The 26,796-nt window shown below is 29.4% G+C and carries 24 protein-coding genes and 2 tRNA genes; 2 read left to right on the top strand and 24 right to left on the bottom strand.

What is annotated here, in order from left to right; genetic code table 11:
* Positions 1–130 precede the first annotated feature (130 nt).
* The 11 genes from FYJ27_RS00585 to FYJ27_RS00635 form a co-directional block, all read right to left on the bottom strand.
* Positions 131–1,081: an alpha/beta hydrolase gene (locus FYJ27_RS00585; protein WP_154481527.1), complete on the bottom strand. Its 951-nt coding sequence runs from the start codon at positions 1,079–1,081 to the stop codon at positions 131–133.
* 20 nt (positions 1,082–1,101) lie between these two features.
* Positions 1,102–2,844: a sigma-54 dependent transcriptional regulator PrdR gene (gene prdR, locus FYJ27_RS00590; RefSeq protein WP_154481530.1), complete on the bottom strand. Its 1,743-nt coding sequence runs from the start codon at positions 2,842–2,844 to the stop codon at positions 1,102–1,104.
* A 345-nt stretch (positions 2,845–3,189) separates the two neighbouring features.
* Positions 3,190–3,265, bottom strand: a tRNA-Lys gene (locus FYJ27_RS00595).
* A gap of 84 nt (positions 3,266–3,349) precedes the next feature.
* Entirely contained in the window at positions 3,350–4,225 is an 876-nt protein-coding gene (locus tag FYJ27_RS00600) for a DegV family protein (protein ID WP_154481533.1), read from the bottom strand.
* A gap of 320 nt (positions 4,226–4,545) precedes the next feature.
* Entirely contained in the window at positions 4,546–4,731 is a 186-nt protein-coding gene (locus FYJ27_RS00605; RefSeq protein ID WP_216384708.1) for an aspartyl-phosphate phosphatase Spo0E family protein, read from the bottom strand.
* Between the two features lie 384 nt (positions 4,732–5,115).
* Complete coding sequence (locus tag FYJ27_RS00610) at positions 5,116–6,138, bottom strand: lysylphosphatidylglycerol synthase transmembrane domain-containing protein (RefSeq protein ID WP_154481536.1); 1,023 nt, start codon at positions 6,136–6,138, stop codon at positions 5,116–5,118.
* A gap of 120 nt (positions 6,139–6,258) precedes the next feature.
* A complete protein-coding gene (locus FYJ27_RS00615; protein ID WP_154481538.1) occupies positions 6,259–7,101 on the bottom strand; it encodes an aminotransferase class IV in 843 nt (280 codons plus the stop codon).
* A gap of 29 nt (positions 7,102–7,130) precedes the next feature.
* Positions 7,131–7,925, bottom strand: a complete 795-nt coding sequence (locus tag FYJ27_RS00620; protein WP_154481541.1) for a hypothetical protein — start codon at positions 7,923–7,925, stop codon at positions 7,131–7,133.
* A 46-nt stretch (positions 7,926–7,971) separates the two neighbouring features.
* Positions 7,972–9,429: a cardiolipin synthase gene (gene cls / locus FYJ27_RS00625; protein WP_154481543.1), complete on the bottom strand. Its 1,458-nt coding sequence runs from the start codon at positions 9,427–9,429 to the stop codon at positions 7,972–7,974.
* An 84-nt stretch (positions 9,430–9,513) separates the two neighbouring features.
* Entirely contained in the window at positions 9,514–11,340 is a 1,827-nt protein-coding gene (gene typA / locus FYJ27_RS00630; protein ID WP_154481545.1) for a translational GTPase TypA, read from the bottom strand.
* Positions 11,341–11,687: 347 nt separating this feature from the next.
* Complete coding sequence (locus tag FYJ27_RS00635; protein WP_154481548.1) at positions 11,688–12,074, bottom strand: ATP-binding protein; 387 nt, start codon at positions 12,072–12,074, stop codon at positions 11,688–11,690.
* 199 nt (positions 12,075–12,273) lie between these two features.
* Here FYJ27_RS00635 and rd (FYJ27_RS00640) point away from each other — a divergent pair, with 199 nt between their 5' ends.
* Both rd (FYJ27_RS00640) and rd (FYJ27_RS00645) read left to right on the top strand, forming a co-directional pair.
* Positions 12,274–12,435 carry a rubredoxin gene (gene rd / locus FYJ27_RS00640; RefSeq protein ID WP_154481551.1) on the top strand — a complete coding sequence of 54 codons (162 nt, stop codon included), beginning with the start codon at positions 12,274–12,276 and terminating at the stop codon, positions 12,433–12,435.
* Positions 12,436–12,564: 129 nt separating this feature from the next.
* Entirely contained in the window at positions 12,565–12,726 is a 162-nt protein-coding gene (gene rd / locus FYJ27_RS00645) for a rubredoxin (RefSeq protein WP_075052110.1), read from the top strand.
* A gap of 25 nt (positions 12,727–12,751) precedes the next feature.
* On the opposite strand, the gene yihA is transcribed toward rd (FYJ27_RS00645), so the two are convergent.
* The 13 genes from yihA to FYJ27_RS00710 form a co-directional block, all read right to left on the bottom strand.
* Positions 12,752–13,357 (bottom strand): ribosome biogenesis GTP-binding protein YihA/YsxC, encoded by a 606-nt coding sequence (yihA, locus tag FYJ27_RS00650; RefSeq protein ID WP_154481554.1) that lies wholly within the window; start codon positions 13,355–13,357, stop codon positions 12,752–12,754.
* Entirely contained in the window at positions 13,344–15,704 is a 2,361-nt protein-coding gene (gene lon / locus FYJ27_RS00655; protein ID WP_154481557.1) for an endopeptidase La, read from the bottom strand. Before lon ends, yihA begins: the two co-directional genes overlap by 14 nt.
* A gap of 142 nt (positions 15,705–15,846) precedes the next feature.
* Entirely contained in the window at positions 15,847–17,127 is a 1,281-nt protein-coding gene (gene clpX, locus FYJ27_RS00660) for an ATP-dependent Clp protease ATP-binding subunit ClpX (protein ID WP_154481560.1), read from the bottom strand.
* 19 nt (positions 17,128–17,146) lie between these two features.
* The gene (gene clpP, locus FYJ27_RS00665; protein WP_154481563.1) at positions 17,147–17,731 is read right to left on the bottom strand and encodes an ATP-dependent Clp endopeptidase proteolytic subunit ClpP; all 585 of its coding nucleotides are present in this window, start codon (positions 17,729–17,731) and stop codon (positions 17,147–17,149) included.
* A 24-nt stretch (positions 17,732–17,755) separates the two neighbouring features.
* Positions 17,756–19,045, bottom strand: a complete 1,290-nt coding sequence (gene tig, locus FYJ27_RS00670) for a trigger factor (RefSeq protein WP_154481566.1) — start codon at positions 19,043–19,045, stop codon at positions 17,756–17,758.
* A gap of 172 nt (positions 19,046–19,217) precedes the next feature.
* Positions 19,218–19,301, bottom strand: a tRNA-Leu gene (locus tag FYJ27_RS00675).
* Positions 19,302–19,375: 74 nt separating this feature from the next.
* On the bottom strand, positions 19,376–20,722 hold the full coding sequence (locus FYJ27_RS00680; protein WP_154481569.1) for an MATE family efflux transporter: 1,347 nt from the start codon (positions 20,720–20,722) through the stop codon (positions 19,376–19,378).
* Between the two features lie 97 nt (positions 20,723–20,819).
* Complete coding sequence (locus FYJ27_RS00685; RefSeq protein ID WP_154481572.1) at positions 20,820–21,044, bottom strand: hypothetical protein; 225 nt, start codon at positions 21,042–21,044, stop codon at positions 20,820–20,822.
* A complete protein-coding gene (locus FYJ27_RS00690) occupies positions 21,019–21,990 on the bottom strand; it encodes an ABC transporter ATP-binding protein (protein ID WP_154481575.1) in 972 nt (323 codons plus the stop codon). The genes FYJ27_RS00685 and FYJ27_RS00690 overlap by 26 nt, the downstream gene beginning before the upstream one ends.
* Positions 21,990–22,967, bottom strand: a complete 978-nt coding sequence (locus tag FYJ27_RS00695; protein ID WP_154481578.1) for an ABC transporter ATP-binding protein — start codon at positions 22,965–22,967, stop codon at positions 21,990–21,992. Before FYJ27_RS00695 ends, FYJ27_RS00690 begins: the two co-directional genes overlap by 1 nt.
* Before the next feature lie 15 nt (positions 22,968–22,982).
* Positions 22,983–23,915 carry an oligopeptide ABC transporter permease gene (gene opp4C / locus FYJ27_RS00700; protein ID WP_326831016.1) on the bottom strand — a complete coding sequence of 311 codons (933 nt, stop codon included), beginning with the start codon at positions 23,913–23,915 and terminating at the stop codon, positions 22,983–22,985.
* Between the two features lie 17 nt (positions 23,916–23,932).
* Entirely contained in the window at positions 23,933–24,895 is a 963-nt protein-coding gene (locus FYJ27_RS00705) for an ABC transporter permease (RefSeq protein ID WP_154481581.1), read from the bottom strand.
* Positions 24,896–25,008: 113 nt separating this feature from the next.
* On the bottom strand, positions 25,009–26,712 hold the full coding sequence (locus FYJ27_RS00710; protein ID WP_154481584.1) for a peptide-binding protein: 1,704 nt from the start codon (positions 26,710–26,712) through the stop codon (positions 25,009–25,011).
* Positions 26,713–26,796: the final 84 nt, after the last annotated feature.

Here is a 26,796-nt window from a genome sequence, read left to right on the forward strand (position 1 = left end):
TTAAAGGGTAAATATATATTGTTATGACTAATTATAGTCTATTTAATTTTTCACACTTCAGCTATGCTCATTAACTATATTTGGTTTATGACTATATTCAGTCACTTGTCTATTTTAAGTCGTTTTAAGATTAACTATATGATTTTGAATACTTTATATGTTTCTCAACCCAAGAAATAATATCCTTATATACTTCTTTTTTATTTAATTCATTTAAAATTTCATGCCTAGCATTTGTATAAAATTTATAATTTACATCTACTATTTCTGCATTTTTATAGCTATTATAAGCTTGCAAAACACCTTTAGTATTATTGCCAACTGGATCCTTATCTCCAGATACCAAGAAAATAGGTAAACCTTTAGGTATTTTCTCTATATTCTCTTTTTTATTTAATTCTTTTAATCCAGACAACATATCATAGAAAAAACCACAAGTAAATATACCACCACAATAAGGGTCTTCAATATATTTATCAACTTCTTTTTCATCTCTAGTCAACCAATCAAATTCAGTCCTAACAGGCTCAAATTGTTTATTAAAATTCCCAAAAGATAATTTATTAAGTTTTGGACTTTGAGCCCTACTGCCATTTTTTCTTATTTCCCTTTTCGCAATTCTAATTCCAATACTTCCGGCAATTCCTGGGTCTCCACCAGTGCCGCTTAGTATAACCCCTTCAATTTTATCTCCATAAAGTTGAATATATCTTCTTGTTAAAAAAGAACCCATACTATGGCCAAATATAAAAATAGGAATATCTGCATACTCATCTTTAATTATTTCTGTAAGAGAATACATATCATTAACTACTTTTTCCCATCCATTTTCATCAGCAAAATATCCTAAATTTTCAATATTTCCTGCAGTTTTCCCATGCCCTCTATGATCATTTCCATAAACTACAACTCCATTATTAACTAAGTACTTAGCAAATGCATTATATCTTTCTATATGTTCTGCCATACCATGAGAAATCTGTACACAAGCTCTAATATCTTTTTCATCATCAGGAATCCATTTTTTATAAAATACCTCTATATTATCTAAAGATTTAAATGTAAATTTTTCACTTTTCATCTCTTCTCCCCCTTTATTTTTTAGTCTATACCATACTTATTTAGTTTAGAATGAAGTGTAGTTCTAGGAATATTTAACAACTTTGAAGCTTTTGCCTTATTTCCATTAGAAATTTCTAAAGCTTTGTTGATAAGATTTATTTCTAATTTACTCACCGATTCATTTAAATCTAAAAAGTCACCTCCATATTCTATGAAGTCGTCAAAGTTTTCAGCATAAATATATTTAGGTATAAACTCTTTTGTAATAGTTTCTTCATTAGACATAATTACCATATAATCTATTACATTTTTTAATTCCCTGATATTTCCCTTCCACTCGTATTGTAACAATATATCCATTACTTCTCTATCTAATGAAGGTACAAACTTATTATTTTCAGCACAAATTTTCTTTATAAAATAATCTGCAAGAAGTACTATATCTTCTTTTCTTTCTCTTAATGGCGGTAATTCTATCTCCACTACATTTATTCTATAATAAAGTTCTTCTCTAAATTTGTCTTTTTTAATTAATTGTGAAAGATCTTTATTGGTGGCAGAAATAACTCTTACATTTAATGGTATATGCTTTTCTCCACCTACTTTTCTGATCTTTTTATCCTGTAATACTCTTAGAAGTTTGGCTTGCATAGGTAAAGGTAGATCCCCTATTTCATCTAAAAATAATGTTCCATTTTTAGCCTGCTCAAAAAAGCCTATCTTTCCTTCATTTCTAGCTCCAGTAAAAGCTCCTTTTTCATATCCAAAAAACTCTGATTCAAAAAGTTCAGAAGGAATAGCACTACAATTTACAGGTACAAATTCTCCTGGAACTTCACTATAATAGTGAATTGCTTTTGCAAATTCTTCCTTTCCTGTACCACTTTCTCCTGTTATCAATATAGATACATTAGAAGATGCTATTTGTTTGGATATAGCTATTTTTTCTTGTATCTTCTTGCTATTTCCAATTATTTTTTCAAAAGGATCTTTTGATTTTCTTTTAATTTGTCTTTCTAATACTTCTAATCGTTCTTCTGCCTTTTTCAACTCATTTTGCAATTCTTCAACTTCAGATATATCTTTTTCCGTACTTACAACCCCATATAACTTTTCATTTATAATAATAGGAGAAGCACTTATTATTACATGGTACCCTTCTTTAGGAGAATGGTATACATTTTTTACACTTTTTTTAGTATCAAATATCTCTAAATCAATAGCATTTGGAAAATATTCTTTTAAATATTTTCCTTTTATACTTCTTTCTTTTACTCCATATAATTTTTCAGCATTCCTGTTCCATATGATTACTCTACCTCTGCTATCTAAAACACACAGTCCCTCATGAATATTATTGAAAATATGTTTAAGGGCTAATTCTGACTCCTCTACTCCTTTATAAAAATAATCTCTAATATGTTCTTCCCTAATTATTCCAATAACTTTTCCTTCTTTAATTACAGGAAGCCTTCCTACTTTATTTTTTAACATAAGATTTCTACAATTTGATAAGCTTTCGCTAGGATTAACATATATTATATCTTTTATCATTGCTTTTCTTAAAGAACTTTCTACAATATTCTTATCCATAAGCTTATGTACATCTGCCATAGTTATTATGCCTTTTATATGGAATGAACTATCACAAACTATTACTTCCTTTTTTACATTATGGAAAAGGTAGTTTATTGCATTATCTATAGATTCTACTTCCTCTAATATAAAAATGTCCTCACTCATTATATCTTTTACTGGAATACTATAGGATTGAAGAAACATACAAACACCTCTTTTTTATATACTACTAACATTTTACTATATTTAAAGTTTTAGCTCAATTTTTACATTATTTTTGTAAATAGTGAAATACTATATTTAGAATAAAATACACTTTCAAGGAGGTAGAGTATAAAGTGGCAAAAAATAAAGGTAAAAAAGGTGGTTCCAAAAAGAATAAAAGTAGCAAAAGCAAAAAAGATAATAAGGAAGAAGGATAGCAAAAAATCAACTAGAACTTCCATGGAAGTTCTAGTTGATTTTTATATATAAAACCTATAGCATTATGTAAGCCTATTTCAAAACATAAAAAAATCTTGTAACCACTACGATTACAAGATTTACTATTGGTGCACCTTCAGGGACTCGAACCCTGGGCCCACTGATTAAGAGTCAGTTGCTCTACCAACTGAGCTAAAGGTGCAGAACCAAACAACAATATTTATTATACTACTATATTTATATTTTGTCTAGTATATTTTAATATTTTTATGAAAAAGTCAGGAAATTAATCCTGACTTGGTTTTTCATTTAAAAAGAATACTGATAGTGTTCCTGGACCTGAATGTGCTCCTATGGCACAACCTATAATATTTATAACAAAATCTGTACAACCATATTTCTCTTCAATCATTTTCTTTAACCTCATTGCTCCTTCTATATCGTCTCCATGATTTATTCCTATAGTTTGATTTTTAAGATCTGCCTCTCCACCACGTTCTTCCATTATTTTTATCATTCTTTTAAGAACTTTATTTCTTCCTCTTACTTTTTCAATAGGACGTAATGTACCGTCCTCTGGAATATCTAAAATAGGTTTTATATTCAAAAGACCCCCTACAATAGCTTGGGCTCTTGAAACCCTTCCACCTCTAAATAAATACTCTAAATCATCTACTGTAAAAATATGCTCAATATGATCTACATAAAAATCTAATGTTTTAAGTATATCTTCTTTGGATTTTCCTGCCTTAGCCATCTGAGCAGCTTTGTATACTAATAAACCAAATCCAACAGAAGCAGATTTTGAATCTACTATTTCTAAATCTAAATCTGGATATTTTTCTTTTATTGCTTCTTTAGCTATTACTGCACTTTGATATGTGCCAGACAATCCTGATGAAAAACAAATATAAATAGTGCTTTCTCCACTCTTGGCTATTTCTTCAAACTTTTTTTCAAATACACTAGGTGGTATTTGAGCAGTTTTATAAACCTCTCCATTTCTCATATCTTCATAAAGTTTCATCGGATCCAAAGTCTCTCCATCCAAGTACTCTTTATCGTCTTTAATGACTAATATTGGTAAAATGTCAATATTATATTCATCTAAAATTTCCTTTGGCAGATCACAGGCACTATCAGATAAAATTTTTACTGCCATTATAAATCCCCCCATTTCTCATACTCAATTATAATATATTAATTTCCTTATGTAAATCATATAACTAAAAATATTAGTAATATATAATGGTTCTAAAGAATAGATTATACTGTGACTAGTTAGTTTTAAGGGGTGAACCTATGAAGTTTTTCTTTGTTAAGAAAAAGATTTTTTATGCTATCATTGCTACTGTTGTTGCACTGATTTTATTTTTAATAATCTATTCTGGAGGATAATATATAATATAATTATATGCTATAATAAAAAATTAATCTCAATATACTTAAAATATCTCTCCAGATTAGTAAAAAAGAGCAGATCTAACATTCTGCCCTTTTTTTATTTTTCTTTTCAAGATTACAATACTGATATATCAACTTGTCCAACTCCATGCTAAACTTAAGAATCTTATTTTTGTCAATGCTTCCTATAATAAGTCTATTAAGTTCTTGTCTTTTAACTTCAATTTCACTTTTCAAATCATTTAAATACATTCTTTCATTCATAATCCCCATTCCCTCACTTTTTTATTAATAAAAATATTATCTTTCATTTTTATTTAAAATAAAAATAAATTGAAAGTGTGTAACAGTATTATTATACCACGTATTACATAATTTGGGAATATCTTTTTTCCCGATTATTGCTATATTTAATTTACATTTCTTATATCTTTTTACATTATAACAATATAAAATAAAAAATCCACATCTGAATTAAACGTTTATCTCCACTAAACTTATTTTTCCAATATAATTACTTCTATTTCCTTCTATTTTTTTCATTTTTAATCTTTTATAAAAATTGAAATAAATATATTAAAATTAAATTCCATAGAAAATAGGACCTATTTTTTAAAAAACTGGTACAAAAATTTTTGTACCAGTTTTTTATACTGCAATCTTTTTCTTTTTTCTAATTATATAATCTATTAAAGTTACAATGCCAGTAACTAAAATTCTAAAATAATAAGATATAGTTCTCCAAAGCAATAATGCATATATTATTAGATTAGATGTAAATAGAGGTTTAAATAATAGGTAATATCCGCCTTCTGATGCTCCTGCTGTACCTGGAGTTGGAATATAAGAAGCTGACATATAAACTAATGATTGTATAGCTATAATATCTATAAAATCGGCTTCTGTCAAACCTAGAGCTAAATAAATAAAATAGGTTATACTAAAATAAAATGTTAATTGTATGAAAGTTAGTATAAGCAATTCCATAGTAGTTTTTTTATCTTCTTTGATTTTTTCTACACTTTGCATATATTCTGCCATAGATTTATCTAGTCTGTCTATATACTTTTGTGTATCTTTCATAATTCCTATCTTATTTAAAAACTTATAAATGTATAAAACTATAGGCTTTATACATTCAGGTTTATAAAATAATAAAATAATTCCAGTTAATACTAAAAGATTTAATATAAAACCTATAATAACAAAAGGCACTGCAGTTTTTGCATTATTGAAAATAAAATTTAACTTTAACATAAACATAGTTAATGAATAAAAAGTAACAGCCATTTGATATATTATAAATTTATTAAATAGAATCAATGAGCCTTTAGGTACAGATATATCTTCTTTAGACATAAGATATACTTGGACTGGTTGTCCTCCTGTAGAAAAAGGAGTTATGGCACTATAATATTGACCTATAATGGCTATCTTTAATGATTTTAAGAATTTAACATCACCATGGACCCTTCTAGTTATAATATTTAAGATCATACCATCAAATATCCAATCTCCTAACATCATGAATAAAGCTATAATTAAATACGTTGTATTAGTATTAATTAAAAGTTCAGGTAAATCCTTTAACCCTTCACTAGTTAATATAATGATTAAAGTTATTCCTATAATTATTGCTATAAACGTATAATTTATTTTCCTATCTTCCATATATTTCACAACCTTCTAAATATCAGTTATTATAAGATGTTTAAAATTTCTATACTCAGATGATATTAAATATTTATCACTACTATAGTATAATACATTTGGAAAAATAGTAAAGTTTTTTTATATCCATTCTAGTTTATTAATATCAATATACCCTTTTATTTCCTTTAAATACATATCCTTTATTTTATTAATTATTGGATCTGATACAGACTCATAGGTAAATTCATCAACTGATTTAATTGGTATAACGTTTATTGAAGTCCCTATTATAAATCCTCCATCTATCTTATATAAATCTTCCACATGAATAGTTTCCTCTATTAATTCCAAGTTTATTTTTTCACATATATTAATTATATGACTTCTTGTAACATTTAATAATATTTTTTCATAAGGTACTGTGTAAACCTTTTGACCTCTCACAAAAAACATATCAAATCTACTACCTTTAGTAATATTACCATCTTTATTCACAAGAAAGGCTTCAAAGGCATTTTTGTTTTTTATTTTTTTATCTACCCTTTCTCTAAAAGAAACATCAGATATTTTAGTATTTTGGTCTTCTATTCCAAAGTTATATAATGTAGTATGTACTCCTTCATTATAAATTTTATCATTTGAATGATAGCTTTCAATAAAATAAGTTAAAAACACTTGACCTTTCCCCTCTAAATCTAAACATAATAATTTAATATTTGAATTTCTAACTCGATTTTCTTGTATAAGCTTTTTTATATCTTTTCTTATTTCAGTTTCTGTTTTATCTATATTATAATCCATGATCTTTGCTGTTTTTTTCATCCTATCTAAATGTTCTTCTAGAAATAATGGCACACCTTCAATAACTCTAATAACTTCATAAATATAAGGTTTATTTATATTCTCAAATATCTCCATATTCTTTGTAGATATCAATTCTTCGTTAAGTATAAAATAATCTTTAACTGCTTCTTTTTTCAAATTACATTCCCCCTAAATATATAGTTGTATTATTCTTCTAGTTTTTTTAAATTATTTAATACTATATCTCTTTTTATTTTAAAAAGATTAGAACTTTCCTTCTCAATAGATTTTTTCATATCATTAAGAGATAGGGTTAGTTTTTCTAAGGTTTTTAATTTATTTTTATCATTTTCTATTTTTTGTCTAATACTATTTAAATTTGCTTCACCTTGAGAAATAAAGTTTATAGCCTTTTCCTTTTCCCCTTTATCCCCTAAAATATGTCCTTGATAAACATAATATTTTATTCTACTTATGTCGCCTTTTATTTCATCTTTATATATATCAAAAAATGGGGATATATGAAAAAGTACTTTGCTACCATTGTTTATAATATTTAAATAATCCCTATTTTCAATAGATACTGTAACATCATTTAAGCTTTCCTCAAATTTATCAATACTATTTGTATTTCCTATCTTTTTCATTCCTTCTATTTCATAATTGTTCCAATCCTTATGTATATTTTCAATATTTTTGTCTATACCTTTCCACAACTTTTTTAATTTTTCTTCCTTAGATTCTTTATTGCTTTTTTCTTTTGATTTAGAATTTTCTTCATTTAATTTCACTTCTTCCTGTTCCGTTTCAACAGAAACTTTGCTTATCTCTTCTATATCTTTTAAAATAAGATTTGTATTTTCATAAATTTTATTTAAATTTTGTGGAGCATTTTCTTTTTTTTCATAAGCTGTAGATTTTTTCTCTGGTTTTTTTGAACAAGAAGATAAAATGAGAGATAATGTTAAAAAAAACAATAAAATCTTAATATTTTTATTCAACTTTTACCACCTCAAATTTAGTATATCCAGAGGTGTTAATTTTATGTTATAGAATTGGAGAAAGTAACCTTGAAATAGATTCCTTAACTTTTATAATATAAGAACGTTTCTCATATTCCTCTATTGTAATTTCTCTACATATATCCAAATCTCTAATAAACTGATCTACTATTTCATTATTTACTTTTTCGTCATATATAAATGCATTAACTTCAAAATTAAGCTTAAAACTTCTAATATCTAGATTAGCCGTTCCTACTGAAGAAACTACATCATCCATTAAAACTACTTTGCTATGGATAAAACCATTCTCATAAGTATAGAACTTAACTCCCGCTTGCAACAACTCACCTATATAAGATAAACTAGCCCAATATACAAATGGATGATCTGGTTTAGAAGGTATTATTATTCTTACATCTACTCCAGAAAGTCCTGCTACTCTCAATGCTTCTAATATACTGTCATCAGGTATAAAATAAGGAGTTTGAATATATACTTTATCTCTAGCATTTATTATCATTTTAAAATAACCATCTTTTATGCTAGTCCATTTCGAGTCAGGACCTGATGATACTATCTGAACTCCAGTTTCCCCAATTGTATCTTTTGGTAAAAAATATTTTTCCATATTGGATATTTCTTCATTAGCTGCAAATCTCCAATCCAATAAAAACCTCCATTCAAGACCATGTATAGCACTTCCTTTAATTTTGCAATGAGTATCGCGCCAATACCCAAATTTCTTAGATTTCCCTAAATACTCATCTCCAATATTAAAACCACCAACATAAGCTTCTTTACCATCTACAATACATATTTTCCTATGATTTCTATAGTTAACTCTAATACTCAAGTTAGCTGAAAAAGGCGGAAAAAAACAAGCTACTTCTCCTCCAGCTTCAATTAATTCTTTGAAAAAGTTCCTAGGTAGACTTCTTCCTCCCATTCCATCATATAGAAGTTTTACCTCTACCCCTTCTTTAGCTTTTTTAATTAAAGCATTTATTATTTCATTACCTAAATTATCATTTCTAATAATATAATATTCTATATGTATATATTTTTTGCTTCTATTTATACTATTCAACAATGCATTAAACTTATCTTTTCCAGAAAAATAGAGTTCTACTTCATTATCTTGAGTGAAAACAGCATCTGTACTCATTAAATGAAATTGAATAATGTCTTTATACTCTTTAACTTTGGGATCATTAAATTTTAACTCTTCTCTCTCAATATTTTTTTCTTGAATAGCCGCTAAATTTTTAAAAAATCTATCTTCTTCCTCTTTTACTTTAAAAATTTTTTTCTTTCTTAAATCTTGACCTATAAACAAATAAAGTAAAAAACCAATACCTGGTAGAAAAAATAAAATCATAAGCCAAAGCCAGGTTGTGGTAGGATTTCTCCTTTCAAAAAATACTAAAAGTACAGCAAATAAAATATTGAGCAGAAGTATATTTTGCAAAATCCACTTAAAGCTCCCAATTACATAAGTCATAAAATCACCTACAAATAATTTTTTACTACATTACCCCTCTATATTCCTTACTTTTAAAAAGGAGCATTTTAAATGCTCCTTTTTTTACTTTCTTTTCTTTGATTTGTACCTTTTTGTATTATCTAATATCTTTTTTCTAATTCTAAGATTTTCTGGTGTGATTTCTATAAGCTCATCATCTTCAATAAATTCAAGAGCTTCTTCTAAAGACATTATCTTAGGTGGAGACAACCTCAAAGCTTCATCTGAACCTGATGCTCTTACATTACTTTGTTGTTTCTTTTTGCATATATTAACTTCAATATCGTTCCCTTTTGGATTTGAGCCTACTACCATTCCTTCATATACTCTAGTGCCAGGGGCAACAAACAGTATTCCTCTATCTTGGGCTGAATGAAGTCCATAGGCAACTGCTTCTCCTTTTTCAAAGGATATCAAAGAACCTTGAGTTCTCGTAGGTATATCACCTTTATAAGGTGCATAGCCATTAAATTCTGTATTTAAAATACCATTTCCCTTTGTATCAGTCATAAATTCAGATCTATAACCTATAAGCCCTCTAGCTGGAATAGAAAATACTAGTCTAGAATATCCTCCATTGGCTTCAGCCATATAAGTTAATTCACCTTTTCTTTTTCCTAACTTTTCAATAACTATTCCTACAAACTCTTCTGGTACATCTATAGTTACAGACTCCATCGGTTCATTTTTCTTCCCATTAATATATTTATACAAAACTTCTGGTTTTGACACTTGAAATTCATATCCTTCTCTTCTCATAGTCTCAATTAAAACTGAAAGATGGAGTTCACCTCTACCAGACACCTTAAACGCATCTGTAGAGTCTGTATCTTCTACCCTCAAGCTAACATCTGTTTGTAATTCTTTATATAGTCTGTTTCTTAAATGTCTTGAAGTAAGATATTCCCCTTCCTCTCCTGCAAAAGGACTGTTGTTTACAGAAAATGTCATGGATAAAGTAGGTTCTGAAATCTTTACGAATGGTAATGCTTCAGGACATTCTAAATCACATATAGTATCTCCTATATGGATTCCTTCCACCCCTGTTACAGCAATAATACTTCCTACCTTAGCTTCTTCTACATTTACCCTATCTAATCCTTCAAATTCATATATCTTAGTTATTTTAATTTTTTTAGGTGATTCTCCATTTTCACTATTAACTATAACCGCCTCTTGATTTAGATTAATAGTTCCTCTTTCTATCTTTCCAATACCAATTCTTCCTACATATTCACTATAATCAATAGTTGAAATTAAAACTTGTAATGGACCTTCCTCATCTCCTACTGGAGCTGGAATATAATTAACAATTGTTTCAAATAAATCTTTCATATCCTGTTTAGGTTCATTTAAATCAGATGTTGCAATACCATCCTTAGCGGAAGCAAATATAAAAGGACATTCTAATTGTTCTTCATTTGCACCTAAGTCTATAAATAGATCTAACACTTCATCTATAACCTCATTAGGTCTAGCCCCTTCTCTATCTATTTTGTTTATACACACTATAACAGGCAATTCTAACTCTAAAGCTTTCTTCAGCACGAACTTTGTTTGAGGCATAGGGCCTTCATAGGCATCTACAAGTAATACTACACCATTTACCATCTTTAAAACTCTTTCAACTTCTCCTCCAAAATCTGCATGGCCTGGAGTATCTACTATATTTATCTTTGTATCACCATAATGTATAGCTGTATTTTTAGAAAGTATAGTAATGCCTCTTTCTCTCTCAATATCTCTAGAATCCATTATTCTATCTTTAACTAATTGATTTTCTCTAAAGATACCACTTTGTCTTAAAAGTGCATCTACTAATGTAGTTTTTCCATGGTCTACGTGTGCGACAATGGCAACATTTCTTACAGTATCTATTTTCTTATCCATATTTTATCCCACTTCCTATTTTCAAAAATAATATTTAGTCATTATTTGACAAAATAATTGTATCACAAAAACAACAAAAATCAATTAAATAACGGAGATATTTTCTCCGCTATTGTATATAAATATTTACTTCATTTTTTATTTTAATCTTTATCTTAACACACTTTAATATTATAACACAATTTATTACCTTTATTACTTGAAATCTAAATATAAAATATTAACAATTTATGATATCGATTTCCACTTAACTATACATTTTACATAAATACTATTTCAATACTTTAATTTATCATATTCTATACCTTTTATAGTTAAAACCTCATAGATAACTCATAGAAATTTTATTATAGATATTTAACTGATACTATCTTATTCTTCTTTACGTAAAATTCATCACTTAATCCATTCACAATAACAAGACCTCTTCCACTACATTTTAATGCTAAAGGATCATAGGATTTTAAATCACATTCAAACCCTTCGCCTTCATCTGTTACTTCAATCCTAATAAGATCTTCAAGCACCTCTACAGAAAGATTAACTAACTTTTCCCTATCATATGCATTTCCATGTATAGCTCCGTTAGCTACTAACTCATTAAGAATAAGTTTAATTTCAAACATAATTGTTTCATCTTCAATTATTCCATTTAATTTTTCTAAAACATTATCTATAAAATCTTTGATTACATGTAAGTCGCTACAAACTGAGCCATCAAATTTAAAGGACAATTAAATCACATCCATCTATTAAAATTTTTATATATTAATTTTATTTTAGTTAATAATATGATACCCATTAATAAAACCTTTAATCTAGTACTAAAAACTTGAATACTCAATATATTATATTATAATATATATATAAGAAATTCAAAGTATAACTATTTAATTAATAGTGATAATTCACAAAAATGGGAGGAGAATGAATATGAGTAAATACGTTTGCACAGCATGTGGTTATGTTTATGATCCAGAAGTTGGTGATCCAGATAACGGTATAAAGCCAGGCACAGCTTTTGAAGATCTACCAGAAGATTGGGTATGTCCTGTTTGTGGAGTAGGTAAAGATTTATTTGAAAAACAAAACTAATATTTACTGAAAACAAAGATTTTTTAGTTTAAAATTAAGTTTTTTGGATATTTATATTATATGTAGTTTAAAAGCAAAATTACTTGGGTAATATTGCTTATGAGTACATAAATGAAAGGAGAATACGTTATGGACAAATATGTATGCGTACCATGTGGCTATGTTTATGATCCAGAAGTTGGCGATCCAGATAACGGTATAGAACCAGGCACAGCTTTTGAAGATCTACCAGAAGATTGGGTATGTCCTGTTTGTGGAGCAACTAAAGACTTATTTGAAAAAGAAGAATAATATTTATTTAAAAGTCAGCAACCTTTTAAGGTTGCTGACTTTTATTTATCTCAATTATTTTCTCAATAACTTTCCATACTTCATCCACATTTATTTTTTTCTGTGATGAAAAAGGAATTATTAGCTGTTTGTTCTCTATACTTAACTTTTTTTGAATAATAGTTCTATGCTTCTCCCATTGTCCTCTAGATATTTTATCCGCTTTCGTAGCTACTACTATTCCGTTAAATCCATAATACTTTATCCATTCATGCATCAATTTATCATGTTCTCCTGGTTCATGGCGAATATCTATGACATGAATTACTTCTACTAAATTTTTTCTATAATGTAAATACTCTTCAATCATATCTGCCCATTTTTTTCGTTCTTTTTTAGATACTTTTGCATACCCATAGCCTGGTAAATCTACAAATCTAAATTCATTATTTATATTATAAAAATTAAGAGTTTGTGTTTTTCCAGGTTTTCCACTAGTTCTTGCTAAAGATTTTCTATTAACTAATGTATTTATTAATGATGATTTTCCTACATTAGATTTGCCAGCAAAAGCAATTTCAAATATATTATCATTAGGATATTTTTCTTTATCAACAGCTATAGTCTGTAACTCAGCACTAGTGATTTTCATTTTCATCATCCTCTTCAACTAAAGCGTGTTCTAGTACATCATCCATTTTTTTAACCAATACGAATTCAATTTTCTTTCTAACTTTAGACGGAATTTCTTCTAAATCTTTTTTGTTCTCATAAGGAAGAATTATCTTCTTTATTCCAGCCCTATGTGCTGCCAATACTTTTTCTTTAATACCACCCACTGGAAGAACTCTTCCTCTTAAAGTTATTTCTCCTGTCATAGCTACATCTTTATTTATAGGCTTATTCATTAAAGCTGAAATAACTGCTGTAGCCATAGTTATTCCTGCAGATGGTCCATCTTTTGGAATAGCTCCTTCAGGTACATGGATATGAATATCCATTTCTTTATAAAAATTTTCTTCAATATCTAATATTTCAGAAATAGATCTTATATAAGATAATCCTGCCATAGCTGATTCTTTCATTACATCACCAAGTTGACCTGTAAGTTGCACTTTACCTGTACCTTTCATACAATTAACTTCTATAGATAATGTATCGCCTCCAACAGTAGTCCAAGCAAGTCCTGTTGCCACTCCTACTTCATGAGTTTTACCTACCATTTCATATCTATATTTTGCTCCTCCTAAATATTTATCCAAATTACCCCTATTTACTCTTACTGTTTTTACATCTTCTTCTACTATCCTCTTTGCAGCTTTTCTACAAATATTAGCAATATTTCTTTCTAATTCCCTTACCCCTGCTTCTCTTGTATAATTATTTATTATATCTCTTATAGCTTCTTTTGAAAGCTCTAAGTTATTTTCTTTTAAGCCATGTTCTTTTAATTGTTTAGGTAATAGATAATTTAGTCCAATCTGTAGTTTTTCCTCTTCTGTATATCCTGAGATTCTTATTATTTCCATTCTATCTAATAATGGCCTAGGAATTGTAGCAGTTGTGTTGGCTGTAGTTATGAAAAAAACTTGAGATAAATCAAAAGGTGCTTCTAAGAAATGGTCTGTAAATGTATTATTTTGTTCTGGATCTAATACTTCTAATAAAGCGCTTGCTGGATCTCCTCTAAAATCACTATTCAATTTATCTATTTCATCAAATAGGAATACTGGATTTTTAGAACCTGCTTTTTTTATAGAACTTATTATTCTACCTGGCAATGCTCCTACATAAGTCCTTCTATGTCCTCTTATTTCCGCCTCATCTCTTACTCCTCCTAAAGACATCCTAACAAAATTTCTATTTAAAGATTTGGCAATAGATTTAGCTATTGAAGTTTTACCTACTCCTGGAGGTCCAACTAAACACAATATAGGTCCTTTCATATCTTTTGTTAGTTTTCTAATAGCTATATACTCTAATATTCTTTCTTTTACATCATAAAGTCCATAATGATCATTATTTAATATATCTCTCGATTTTTTTATATTTACTTTATCTTTTGTTTCCTTGTCCCAAGGCAATTCTACTATCCAATCTAAATATGTTCTTATTACCCCTGTTTCTGCTGAATTAGGGGATAGTTTATAAAGTCGATTAATTTCTTTTAATGCTTTTTGCTTTACTTCTTCAGGCATTTTTATTTTTTCTATTTTTGACTTATATTCTTCAATTTCTTCTATTAATTCATCTTCTTCTCCTAATTCACTTTGTATAGCTTTCATCTGTTCTCTTAAATAATATTCCTTTTGAACTTTAGTAATTTGTTTTTTCACTCTTTGATTTATCTGTTCTTCTATTTTTAATATTTCAATCTCTTTTTGTAATATGCCATGAAGTATTTCTAATCTTTCATAGAAATTAAAAGCTTCTAATATTTTTTGATTTTCATCTTCTTTAAGATATATATAGGAAGCTATAACATCTGCAAATCTACCTGGATCTTCTATTTCTGATACCGTCAAAATTAAATCTGGCGATACCTTATTGCTCAAAGTTATATACTCTTCAAAATCCTTTAATACTAATCGCATAGCCGCTTCTATTTTTTCATCTTTTTCTAATTCTTCTGGTTCATATACCATCTCTTCGATCTCTGCTTCTAAGTAAGATTCATCCTTATTTATTGCCAATATTTTTCCTCTATTTAATCCTTCTACCAATACTCTAATACTTCCTCCAGGAAGTTTTAGCATTTGTTTTATTTTGGATACAGTACCAATATGATAAAAATCTTCTGATGTTGGTTCATCTATTGTGGCATCCTTCTGAGAACAAAGAAAAATCAAAGAATCTTCTATCATTGCTTTTTCTAATGCATTTATAGACTTCTCTCTACCAACATCGAAATGTATTACCATATAAGGAAAAACAGACATCCCTCTAAGAGGAATCAAAGGGATATTCTTCTTAACTGATTTATATTGATCTATACTCATTCTGTCACTCCTTTTATATAAAATCATCTTCAAGTATTTTCAAATTTACTCTCTTAAATAAATATTGTATCATTTACTTATATTATCAGAAAACTAAAGAATAGTGAAGTAAAAAAAGACTCACTTTTGCGTGAGCCTTTTTTTAGGATGCTGTTTCCCTTTTATCAGATTTTTTAGTTTTGTTTTTTTTCTTCACATCTGAATATACTAGATTAGGCTTAGCTTTTTTTATAATAGTATCTTTTGTAATAATACATTTTTCTATATCATCTCTAGATGGAATTTCATACATTATATCAAGCATAGACTCTTCTAGTATACTTCTAAGCCCTCTAGCACCTGTTTTTCTATCTATAGCCTTTTGTGCAATTGCTTCTAATGCTTCTTCTTCAAATTCAAGCTCTACTCCGTCTATTGCAAATAATTCTTTATATTGTTTTACTAATGCATTTTTAGGTTCTGTTAAAATCTTTACAAAAGCTTCTTTATCTAGCTCTTCTAAAGTAACTATGACTGGTAATCTTCCTATAAATTCAGGGATTAAACCATATTTAAGTAAATCCTCTGGCTGGATTTCCTTTAGAAGTTCTCCAATATTTAACTCTTCTTTACTTTGAACATCTGCTCCAAATCCCATAGAACTTTTACCAGTTCTATTTTCAATTATTTTATCTAAACCATCAAAAGCTCCTCCAACAATGAACAATATATTAGTAGTATCCACTTGTATAAATTCTTGATGTGGATGTTTTCTTCCTCCTTGCGGTGGAACATTTGCAATAGTACCTTCTAGTATTTTTAATAACGCTTGTTGTACGCCTTCCCCGCTTACATCTCTAGTAATTGATGGATTTTCTGTCTTTCTTGCTATTTTATCTATTTCGTCTATATAAACTATACCTTTTTCAGCTCTTTCAATATCATAATCAGCTGCTTGAATAAGTTTCAATATAATATTTTCTACGTCTTCCCCTACATAACCTGCTTCAGTTAAAGATGTAGCATCAGCAATAGCAAAAGGTACATTCAATATTTTAGCTAAAGTTTGAGCAAGTAATGTTTTCCCTGAACCAGTAGGTCCAATCATAACTATATTACTCTTTTGCAACTCTATGTCGCTATTTTGAGTGCTTTTTCTATTTATTCTTTTGTAATGATTATAAACAGCTACAGCTAAAGATCTCTTTGCTCTTTCTTGTTTTATAACATAGTCATCAAGTGTATCATTTATATCAACAGGTTTTGGTAATTCATCTGCTTCATATTCAAAAGCATCTTCAAACTCTTCCTCTATTATTTCCTGACATAATTCTATACATTCATCACATATATAGACATTAGGACCTGCTATAAGCCTTTTTACTTGTTCTTGAGGTTTTCCGCAAAAAGAACATCTAAGCTGTTTTTCGTCAAATCTTGCCATTGTGACACCTCACTTAAAGTTATTTTCTAAATTCAAATACCTCATCTATTATACCATACTTTTTAGCTTCTTCGGCAGACATAAAGAAATCTCTATCTGTATCCTTAGCAACTTTTTCATATGGTTGCCCTGTTCTGTCACTTAATATAGTATTTATTTGTTCCCTAGTTTTTATTATTCTTTCAGCATGAATTCTAATATCTTCTGCTTGACCTTGTGTACCTCCTAATGGTTGATGTATCATTATTTCAGCATTTGGAAGAGCAAATCTCTTACCTTTTTTGCCTGCAGCAAGTAAAAATGCTCCCATACTAGCAGCCATTCCTATACATATTGTGGAAACATCAGGTTTTATATATTGTATTGTATCATATATAGCAAATCCCGATGTTACTGAACCACCCGGACTATTTATATATAGTTGAATGTCTTTATCTGGATCTTCTGCCTCTAAAAACAAAAGTTGTGCAACTACTAAATTTGCTGTAACACTATTAACTTCATCACCAAGAAATATAATTCTTTCCTTTAAAAGTCTTGAATAAATATCATAGGATCTTTCTCCTCTATTAGTTTGCTCAACTACCATTGGAACTAAAGCCATTTCCAATCCCCTCCTAAAATCTACTTATATAAATTTGGCATTTGCCATCAACAATTCAATTGTCTTATCTCTAATTATACCCGTCTTAATATATTCTAAATCGCCTTTTTTCATATCCTCTTTAAACTTCTCTACATCTTCAGTTTGATATTGTTCAGCCATTTTTTCTAATTCTTTATCAATATCTTCATTTTCTACTTCAATTTTTTCAACCTTTGCTATTTCTTCTAGTACTAATTCAGTTTTAACCCTTTTTTCTGCTTCTGGTTTTATTTGTTCTTTAAAATCTTCTATATCAGTATTTGTAAGTTCAAAATATTGATCTATTGAGAGTCCTTGCATTCTTAAACTATAATCAAGTTGACCCATTTCATTTTGAATTTGGTTATCTACCATTACTTCTGGAATATCTACTTCTGACATTTCTACTACTTTGTCAATAACTTTTCCTTCTTGTTCAACTTTTTCTTTATTTTTCATATCTTTTTCAAGTTTTTCTTTTATACTTTCTTTAAATTCATCTAAAGTATCAAATTCACTAACATCTTTTGCAAATTCATCATCTAACTCAGGTAATTCTTTTTCTTTTATCTCATTAATAGTTACTTTAAATATTGCTTCTTTTCCTTTTAAACTTTCTTCAAAATAATCTTCTGGGAAGTTTACTTTTACTTCTACTTCTTCGCCTTTTTTCTTACCTATAAGTTGTTCTTCAAATCCTGGTATAAATTTATTAGATCCTATTTCTAATTGTTGGTTTTCTGCAGTTCCACCTTCAAATTTTTCTTCATCTATATAACCTTCAAAATCAATATTTAGAATATCTCCATCTTTAATTTCTCTATCTGATGCATCTATAAGTCTTGCATTCATTTCTTGGATGCTATTTAATTCCTTCTCTACATCCTCATCTTTAACATTATACTCTACTTTCTCAACTTCTATACTTTTATATTCTCCCAATTTTACTTCAGGCTTTACAGTTACTTCAATTTTAAACACTACTGGTTTGCCTTTTTCAAGCTCTTCAATATCTACTTGTGGTTGTTCAACAGGTTCAAGTTCTAATTCATCAATAGCAGATTCATATGCTTCTGGTAAGATAATATTTAATGCTTCTTCATAAAAAATTTCTTCTCCATAGTTCATTTCTATTATCTTTCTTGGAGCTTTTCCTTTCCTAAATCCTGGAATATTGAATCTATTCCTATTTTTTAAGTAAGATTTTTGAATTGCCTTTTCAAATTTATCTTCACCTATCTCAATTGTAAAGGTAGCTTTGTTATTTTCTTTTTTTTCTAAAACAGCGTTCATTATGTTTTGCCTCCTTAAATTCTTTTTATTTATTTTCATTTTTTGCCACTGTATTATATATCATTAAAATTATATCATAAAAAATATGTATATCCAATGATTCTATTCTTTTCAATTATATATATTTTTTATAAAATATTAAAAAAACCAATGGCTTAACCACTGGTTTGTTTGGTGCGGGAAAGAGGACTTGAACCCCCACGTCAATGACACTAGATCCTAAGTCTAGCGCGTCTGCCAATTCCGCCATTCCCGCATATAAGTGTTTTTGAAAACTTACTTTATTATTATAACATTTTTTAATATCTTGTCAATATGTTTTTATGTTTTTTAATTAATTAAAATTTCTTTCCAAGATCCTTTTTTATATCTTATATACATTAAAATAGCCTCCACTAAGTATTGAATATTCGTAGCAATCCAAATATAAATAAGGGGCAGTTTAAATGCATATACTATTAAAAATATTAAAGGCAATCTAACTAAAAAATTAGTTATTAGAGATATTCTAAAAGGTCCCTTTGTGTCTCCCGCTCCTTTTAATGCTCCAGACAAAGTCATACCTATGGCAGTAGGAATTTGTTCAAAAGCTCCAATTCTCAAACATTTTGAAGCTAATAGTACTGTATCTTTATCAGAACTAAATAGTCTCATTATAGGATATGGAACTATAAAAAATAACATTCCCACTATCCCCATAAGAAGTATGGCATAATATGTGGAAGCTTTCACACTTTTTTCTGCCCTGTCCACATTTTTCGAACCTAAATTTTGTCCTACTAGTGTAGTTGCTGCTATAGCAAAACCATAACCTGGCATAAAAGAAATAGATTCTGCTGCTACAGTAATAGAGTGACTAGCATAAGCTATAGTTCCAAGTTGAGCAATCCAAAAAGAAGATACTAATCTACTACCTTCATTCATAAAAACTTCTAATATGGCTGGAAAACTTAAATTAACTAAGCTATTAAGGGTTTCTCCATTAAATTTAAACAAATTTTTAATTCTTACCTGAATATAAGGATTTTTCCTAAATAGATAATAAAAAGTAATAATTGCTCCTACTACTTGTCCAAAACCTGTAGCTATTGCAGCCCCTTTTGTCTCCATTCTTGGAAATCCAAACTTTCCAAATATAAGTACATAATCTCCTACTATATTAAAAATATTGGCAGTAGCTGCTGAAATCATAGGAATATAAGTATTTCCTGCTCCTCTTAAAATAGAATTTCCTATCATTGTTGGGATAAGAAAAAAAGCTCCAAGAAATACTATCCTTAAATATTCTGTTCCTAATTTTACAACCTCAATATCATCAACTAATCTATAAAATATATTCTTTGAAAAAATAATTCCTACACTTCCAACAATCATACTAATTATAATACCTAAACTAAGAGCTTGAACTGCTACCTTTTCTGCTCTTTCTGTATTCATAGCTCCAATATTTCTAGAAATCATTGCTGTTGTGCCTACACCTAACGCTCCAAATACATTGCTTACAGTAAACATTATTTGTGCTCCTAAAGTAACTGATGATATAGCTTCTGGAGTAAGTCTTCCTACCATACCTGTATCAAAAGTCCATACCAACGTATGAAGTAACATCTCAAATATTGCTGGTAATGCTAGTGTGAATATTTCTTTGCTCATTTTTTTATCTTCTAAAAGAGCCATGAACTCACCTCATTTATCATGCTAATTTAGAGTATTATATCAGATTCAAAAAAGAGCTGCAATAGATTTTGCAACTCCTTTTATAAACTTCAATATTTTATTTCATAAAGAAATTTGTAAATAAAAATGTAATCAATGCAAATAGGCCTATTCCCACAAACAGTATAGGAAGTAATATCTGAAATGCAGCAATAATCATAGCTACAATATCTGTATTAGTAAATTCAAAAGGTTCCTGTTCATGTTTTTTCTCTATAGATTTTTCTAGTTTCTTTCCTCTTTCTTTAATAGACTTCCTATTTCGCGAAGTGACACGCCACAAAATGTTCTCCTCCTAAATCTTTAAATTCTGGCACTTGTTCCTTACATATATCCTTAGCATACATGCAACGAGTATGGAATTTACAACCAGACGGTGGATTTGCAGGACTTGGAATGTCTCCTTTCAATAAAATTCTATTAATCTTCTTAGTTGGATCTGGTACAGGAATTGCGGAAAGAAGTGCTTGTGTATAAGGATGTTTAGGATTATCAAATAGCGCATTCTTTTCAGACAATTCCACTAAAGTACCTAAATACATAACTCCTACCCTATGACTTATATATTTAACTACTCCCAAATCATGAGATATAAATAAATAGGATATTCCACGTTCCCTTTGTAAATCTGTTAACAAGTTTATTACTTGAGATTGTATAGACACATCAAGAGCAGATACAGGTTCATCAGCAACTATAAAAGATGGATTCAAAGCAAGAGCTCTAGCAATACCTATACGTTGTCGTTGTCCTCCTGAAAATTCATGAGGATACCTATTGATATGATAATTTGCTAATCCACATTGAGTTATAACTTCTGTTATATAATCTTCTAATTCTTTTCCTTTCTTATATAGACCATGCTCTACTAAAGCTTCACCTACTATCCTAGAAACCGTCATTCTTGGATTTAAAGAACTATATGGATCTTGAAACACTATTTGCATTTCTCTTCTTAATTTTAACATTTCGTCCTTTGGTGCATTTAATACATCTCTACCTTTATATTTAACACTACCTTCCGTAGCCTCTAAAAGTCTTAATATAGTCCTACCAGTAGTAGATTTTCCACATCCAGATTCTCCTACAAGGCCTAGAGTTTCTCCAGCTTTTAATTTAAAAGAAATTCCATCTACCGCTTTTACATCCCCTACTTTTTTTCTAAAAGCACCTTTATATATAGGGAAATGTTTCTTCAAATTTTCAACCTCTAGTATTACTTCACTCATTACTTAGTCACCTCCTCTGCCCTAAAACAGCTTACTTTATGTCCAGGTGCAATTTCTCTTAATTCAGGTTGTCCGTTTCTACATTCATCTGTAGCAAATTTACATCTTGGATGGAAATAGCAACCTTTTGGTAGATACAATGGATTTGGAACTGCTCCTTTAATACTTTCAAGCCTTTCCCCTTCTTCAATTAAAGAAGGTATGGAATTCATAAGACCTATTGTATAAGGATGTCTTGGATTTTTAAATAATTCATCTACCGGTGCATCTTCTACAACCTTTCCTGAATACATAACTATTACGTGATCAGACATTTCTGCTACTACTCCTAAATCATGAGTTATAAGCATAATAGATGTATTCAATTTATTTTTAAGTTCGTTCATAAGCTCTAATATCTGAGCTTGAATAGTAACGTCTAAAGCTGTTGTAGGCTCATCCGCTATTAAAAGCTTCGGTTGACAAGATAATGCCATGGCTATCATAACTCTTTGTCTCATACCACCAGATAGTTGGTGAGGATACTCATCTACTATTTTCTCTGCTCTAGGGATTCCAACAAGTTTTATCATTTCAATAGCTTTTTTCTTAGCTTCTCCTTCACTTAACTTTTGGTGAAGCATTAACGCTTCCATTATTTGATATCCCACAGTAAATACAGGATTTAATGAAGTCATAGGTTCTTGGAAAATAACAGAAATATCATTTCCACGAATATGTCTTAATTCATCCTCAGAAACTTTAGTAAGATCCTTTCCATCAAAAAGTACTTCTCCATTTACAATTTTGCCAGGAGGATCAGGTATAAGACGCAGTATAGACATAGCTGTTACACTCTTGCCACAACCAGATTCTCCTACAATACCTATTGTTTTCCCAGATTCAACTGAAAAATTAACACCATCTACAGCTTTAACTATTCCATCATCAGTATAAAAATACGTCTTTAAATCTTTTATTTCTAACAGCTTATCCATATTTCTATCCTCCTATCATTTAGACTTAGGATCTATAGCATCCCTTAATCCATCACCAAACAAATTAATACTCATTACCGCTAAAAATATACATACTCCTGGAGGTAACCAAAGCCATACACGATTTCTTAATATATATGCTTCTCTAGCATTTTGTATTAAATTACCCCAAGTTGGCGTTGGAGGTGTAACCCCAAGACCAAGGAATGACAATCCTGATTCACTCATTATAGCTCCTGCCATTCCCAATGTAGCACTAACTATAATATATCCTACTGTATTAGGAATTAAATGTCTCCATATAATTTTACTGTCCCTTATACCTAACGCTCTAGCTGCTTGTATAAACTCTTGTTCTCTTAATGAAAGAATTTGTCCTCTTATCATTCTTGCTAAACCTGGCCAACTTAAAAGTCCTATAATCATCATTACAATATACATTCTCTGTTGAGGCTCTACCTTAGTACCTATGACAGCAGAAATAGTAATAGCTAGTGGTAAAAATGGGAAGGACATAAATATTTCAACAAGCCTCATAAGAAGATTGTCTACCCAACCACCATAATATCCTGCTAATCCTCCAACTAAGGCACCTATAATAATCTCTATAATAACAGCAAAAAGCCCTACCTTCATAGAAACTCTTCCACCGTATAATATTCTAGTCAAATAATCTCTTCCAACTTCATCAGTTCCTAGCAAATGTTCACTAGAAGGTGGTTGATTTATTTTTGAATAATCCATTTCATATGGATTATAAGGTGTTAAAATTGGAGCAAGTAATGCAGATAAAATCATAATTATAAATATAATAAGCCCTGCAACTGCAATTTTATTTTTCTTAAACTTTCTAACAAACATCTTCCAAGGTGATAATATTTCTTGTTCTTCCTCACTATCATTTATATTTATTGGTTTTTTTTCAACTTCTAAATTTTTTTCAGTCACTTATTGCCCTCCTTCCATTAATCTACTTTAATTCTTGGATCTACTAATGCATATCCTATATCAGCTAATAAGTTACCAAGTAATGTAAGCAATGCAAAGAACATATTAAGCGCCATCATCATATTATAATCTCTCGCAGTAATAGATTCCATCATTACATTTCCAATTCCAGGCCATACAAACACAGTTTCTAATATTACTGCTCCTGAGAAAAGTCCTGGAATAGTAAAGCCTATAATAGTTACTATTGGAATCAGTGCATTTCTAAAAGCATGTTTATAAATAACTACTTTTTCTTTTAATCCTTTAGATCTTGCTGTTCTAATGTAGTCTTGATTTATTACTTCAAGCATACTAGTTCTTGTATACCTAACCAAACTTGCCATACTACCAATAGTTAATACTATAGCAGGTAATACCATGTGATGTAGTATATCTGTAACTCTAGCCCAACCTACTGCATTTTTACCTGGAGTCACCATACCATTTATAGGAAACCAATTTTGCTTAACTGAAAAGAAGTAAATTAATAATAGTCCAAAGAAGAAACTAGGCATAGATATTCCTATGATAGAAAAAACTGTCCAAAAGTTATCTGTTTTAGAATATTGTTTAACTGCACATACTATTCCTATAGGAATTGAAATTAAAAATGCTATTATATATACCACTACATTTAAAAGGAATGTATTCCATATGAATTTTGGTACAACATCTTTAACAGGCCTTCTATACATAGTTGACTCTCCAAAATCCCCTCTTATCGATTTTGTAAGCCATTTCCAATATTGTAACGGAACTGGGTCATTAAGCCCTAACTTCTCACGTTCAGCAGCTCTTTGTTCTGCTGTAGATGTTGGATCAAGTCTAGTGCTAAGTGGATCACCAGGCGCCATTTTTATAATACCAAATATTAGTATAGATATAATAAGTAGTACTGGTATCAAATTTAGTATCCTTCTTACTATATACTTAAACATGATTTCCCTCCTTTAATGTTTTAAAGCTATCCTTTATACAATATAAACCCGGTAACACCTTGACCGGGTTTATATTGTTTTTATTAGATTTTTTAGACTTTAATATATAATTTTTATTCTAATTCTATATTTAATATTACATCTCTATCCTGAATATCTTGGAATGGAGAAGTTTCAAAGTTTTTAACACGTTTATTTGCTACATCCCAACGGTTGGCTTGAGTTAAGAACATATATGGAAGTTCTTCATTTATAACTTGGGACCATTTTTTATATATTTCAGCACGTTTTTCTTGATCAAACTCTTCTCTTCCTTGTTCTAATAATTTATCATTTTCTTCATTTTTAAATCCTACAGAGTTATATCCACCTTTTTGGTCTTGACTACTGTGGAATATTTCGTAAGCATCTGGATCAACAGATAAGCTCCATGCCATATTGTATAGATCAAATTCTTGTTTTTCATATACCTTTTCAGATAGTGCTGCAAATTCCATTATATCTGCTTCTACTTTTACACCTATTTTTTCCCAGTCAGATTTTAACATTGGTATCATAGTTTCTACATATTTACTATCTGTATGAGTTGACCATACAAATTCTAATTTCTTTCCATCTTTTTCTCTTATTCCATCTTTCCCAACTTTCCAACCAGCTTCATCTAAAAGTTTCATAGCTTTATCTGGATCATATTTGTATTCATTTATTTCATCTGTATATGCCCAGGATACTTGAGATATAGGTACATTACATGTTTGTGCAAATCCTTGATAGTATACTTCTGCAAATTGATCACGATTAAATCCATAAGTTAACGCTTGACGAACTCTCTTATCTGCAAGTCTAGGATCTCTCATATTGAAACCAATATATCCATAACTATTTTCTGGATATTCAACGATATTTACAAAATCCATACCGTCTAAGATTTCCTTATTTTCACCTTTTGCTGCAACTGAAAGTTGTATATCAACTGTTCCTTTTTCAAGTTCAGAGAATTGAGTCTCTACATTAGTAAACTTAAGTATTAATTTTGAGAATTTTGGTGAGCCAAGGAAATAATCTTCATTAGCTTTAAATTCTACGTATTGTTTTGGTTCATATTTCTCAAATATAAATGGACCTGAACCCATTGGCTCAGTCATTTTAGCTTTTATTGCATCGATATCTCCTTTTTCAAATTCATAAACATGTTTTGGCATAATTCCATGACCGAAGTTCCAAATATTAGTTGATAATGCTTTTGTAAATTTAAAAGCTATAGTATGGTCATCTATCACTTCAATACCTGAAACTTTTTCAGCATCTCCCTTGTTATACTCTTCATATCCTTCAAGATCTGCTACAGCTGAAGTTCTAGGACCATCATAATTTGGATCACAAATAAAAGTATAAGTAAATTCTACGTCTTCAGCAGTTAATGGTTCCCCATCTGAAAACTTAATATCATCTCTTAAATTAAATGTATAAGTAAGATGATCATCTGATACTTCCCAATCCTTTGCTGCAAGTGGAATTGGATTTCCTTCTTTGTCATTAGTTATAAGACCGTCAAAAACTAAGTCTACTACATAACCGTCATAAGTTTCTGAATAATAACCTGGTAAAAATTCTCCCTTAGTTTCATGAGTACCTATAACTAGTGTATCTTCGGCTCCATCTCTTCCTTTTGCTGGGTTATTTGCATCTCCAGCACTTTCTTCTGTCTTCTCATCTCCACCATTTGCTGGTTTTGGTTCTTCGCTCTTACCACAGCCTGTCATTACTAATGTAAGAACTAGAACTAGAGAAAGAATTAAGCTTAACTTTCTTTTCATTAAAATAAGCCCCCTTTTTGTTATTATACTTTATTATAATTTATTAATTTAATGTATTATACCACCCATTATTAATTAATGTCA

The sequence above is a fragment of the Anaerosalibacter bizertensis genome, from assembly GCF_009696605.1.
Lineage (GTDB): Bacteria > Bacillota > Clostridia > Tissierellales > Sporanaerobacteraceae > Anaerosalibacter > Anaerosalibacter bizertensis.

Excerpts from the sequence above, each read along its gene's own strand:
- FYJ27_RS00705 (WP_154481581.1), bottom strand. The coding sequence starts at position 24,895 with ATGTTTAAGTATATAGTAAGAAGGATACTAAATTTGATACCAGTACTA.
- rd (WP_075052110.1), top strand. The coding sequence starts at position 12,565 with ATGGACAAATATGTATGCGTACCATGTGGCTATGTTTATGATCCAGAA.
- FYJ27_RS00695 (WP_154481578.1), bottom strand. The coding sequence starts at position 22,967 with ATGGATAAGCTGTTAGAAATAAAAGATTTAAAGACGTATTTTTATACT.
- FYJ27_RS00680 (WP_154481569.1), bottom strand. The coding sequence starts at position 20,722 with ATGGCTCTTTTAGAAGATAAAAAAATGAGCAAAGAAATATTCACACTA.
- rd (WP_154481551.1), top strand. The coding sequence starts at position 12,274 with ATGAGTAAATACGTTTGCACAGCATGTGGTTATGTTTATGATCCAGAA.
- FYJ27_RS00585 (WP_154481527.1), bottom strand. The coding sequence starts at position 1,081 with ATGAAAAGTGAAAAATTTACATTTAAATCTTTAGATAATATAGAGGTA.
- FYJ27_RS00710 (WP_154481584.1), bottom strand. The coding sequence starts at position 26,712 with ATGAAAAGAAAGTTAAGCTTAATTCTTTCTCTAGTTCTAGTTCTTACA.
- FYJ27_RS00690 (WP_154481575.1), bottom strand. The coding sequence starts at position 21,990 with ATGAGTGAAGTAATACTAGAGGTTGAAAATTTGAAGAAACATTTCCCT.
- FYJ27_RS00610 (WP_154481536.1), bottom strand. The coding sequence starts at position 6,138 with ATGGAAGATAGGAAAATAAATTATACGTTTATAGCAATAATTATAGGA.
- typA (WP_154481545.1), bottom strand. The coding sequence starts at position 11,340 with ATGGATAAGAAAATAGATACTGTAAGAAATGTTGCCATTGTCGCACAC.
- cls (WP_154481543.1), bottom strand. The coding sequence starts at position 9,429 with ATGACTTATGTAATTGGGAGCTTTAAGTGGATTTTGCAAAATATACTT.
- clpX (WP_154481560.1), bottom strand. The coding sequence starts at position 17,127 with ATGGCAAGATTTGACGAAAAACAGCTTAGATGTTCTTTTTGCGGAAAA.
- FYJ27_RS00605 (WP_216384708.1), bottom strand. The coding sequence starts at position 4,731 with ATGAATGAAAGAATGTATTTAAATGATTTGAAAAGTGAAATTGAAGTT.
- lon (WP_154481557.1), bottom strand. The coding sequence starts at position 15,704 with ATGAGTATAGATCAATATAAATCAGTTAAGAAGAATATCCCTTTGATT.
- tig (WP_154481566.1), bottom strand. The coding sequence starts at position 19,045 with ATGAACGCTGTTTTAGAAAAAAAAGAAAATAACAAAGCTACCTTTACA.
- clpP (WP_154481563.1), bottom strand. The coding sequence starts at position 17,731 with ATGGCTTTAGTTCCAATGGTAGTTGAGCAAACTAATAGAGGAGAAAGA.
- prdR (WP_154481530.1), bottom strand. The coding sequence starts at position 2,844 with ATGTTTCTTCAATCCTATAGTATTCCAGTAAAAGATATAATGAGTGAG.
- yihA (WP_154481554.1), bottom strand. The coding sequence starts at position 13,357 with ATGAAAATCACTAGTGCTGAGTTACAGACTATAGCTGTTGATAAAGAA.
- FYJ27_RS00600 (WP_154481533.1), bottom strand. The coding sequence starts at position 4,225 with ATGGCAGTAAAAATTTTATCTGATAGTGCCTGTGATCTGCCAAAGGAA.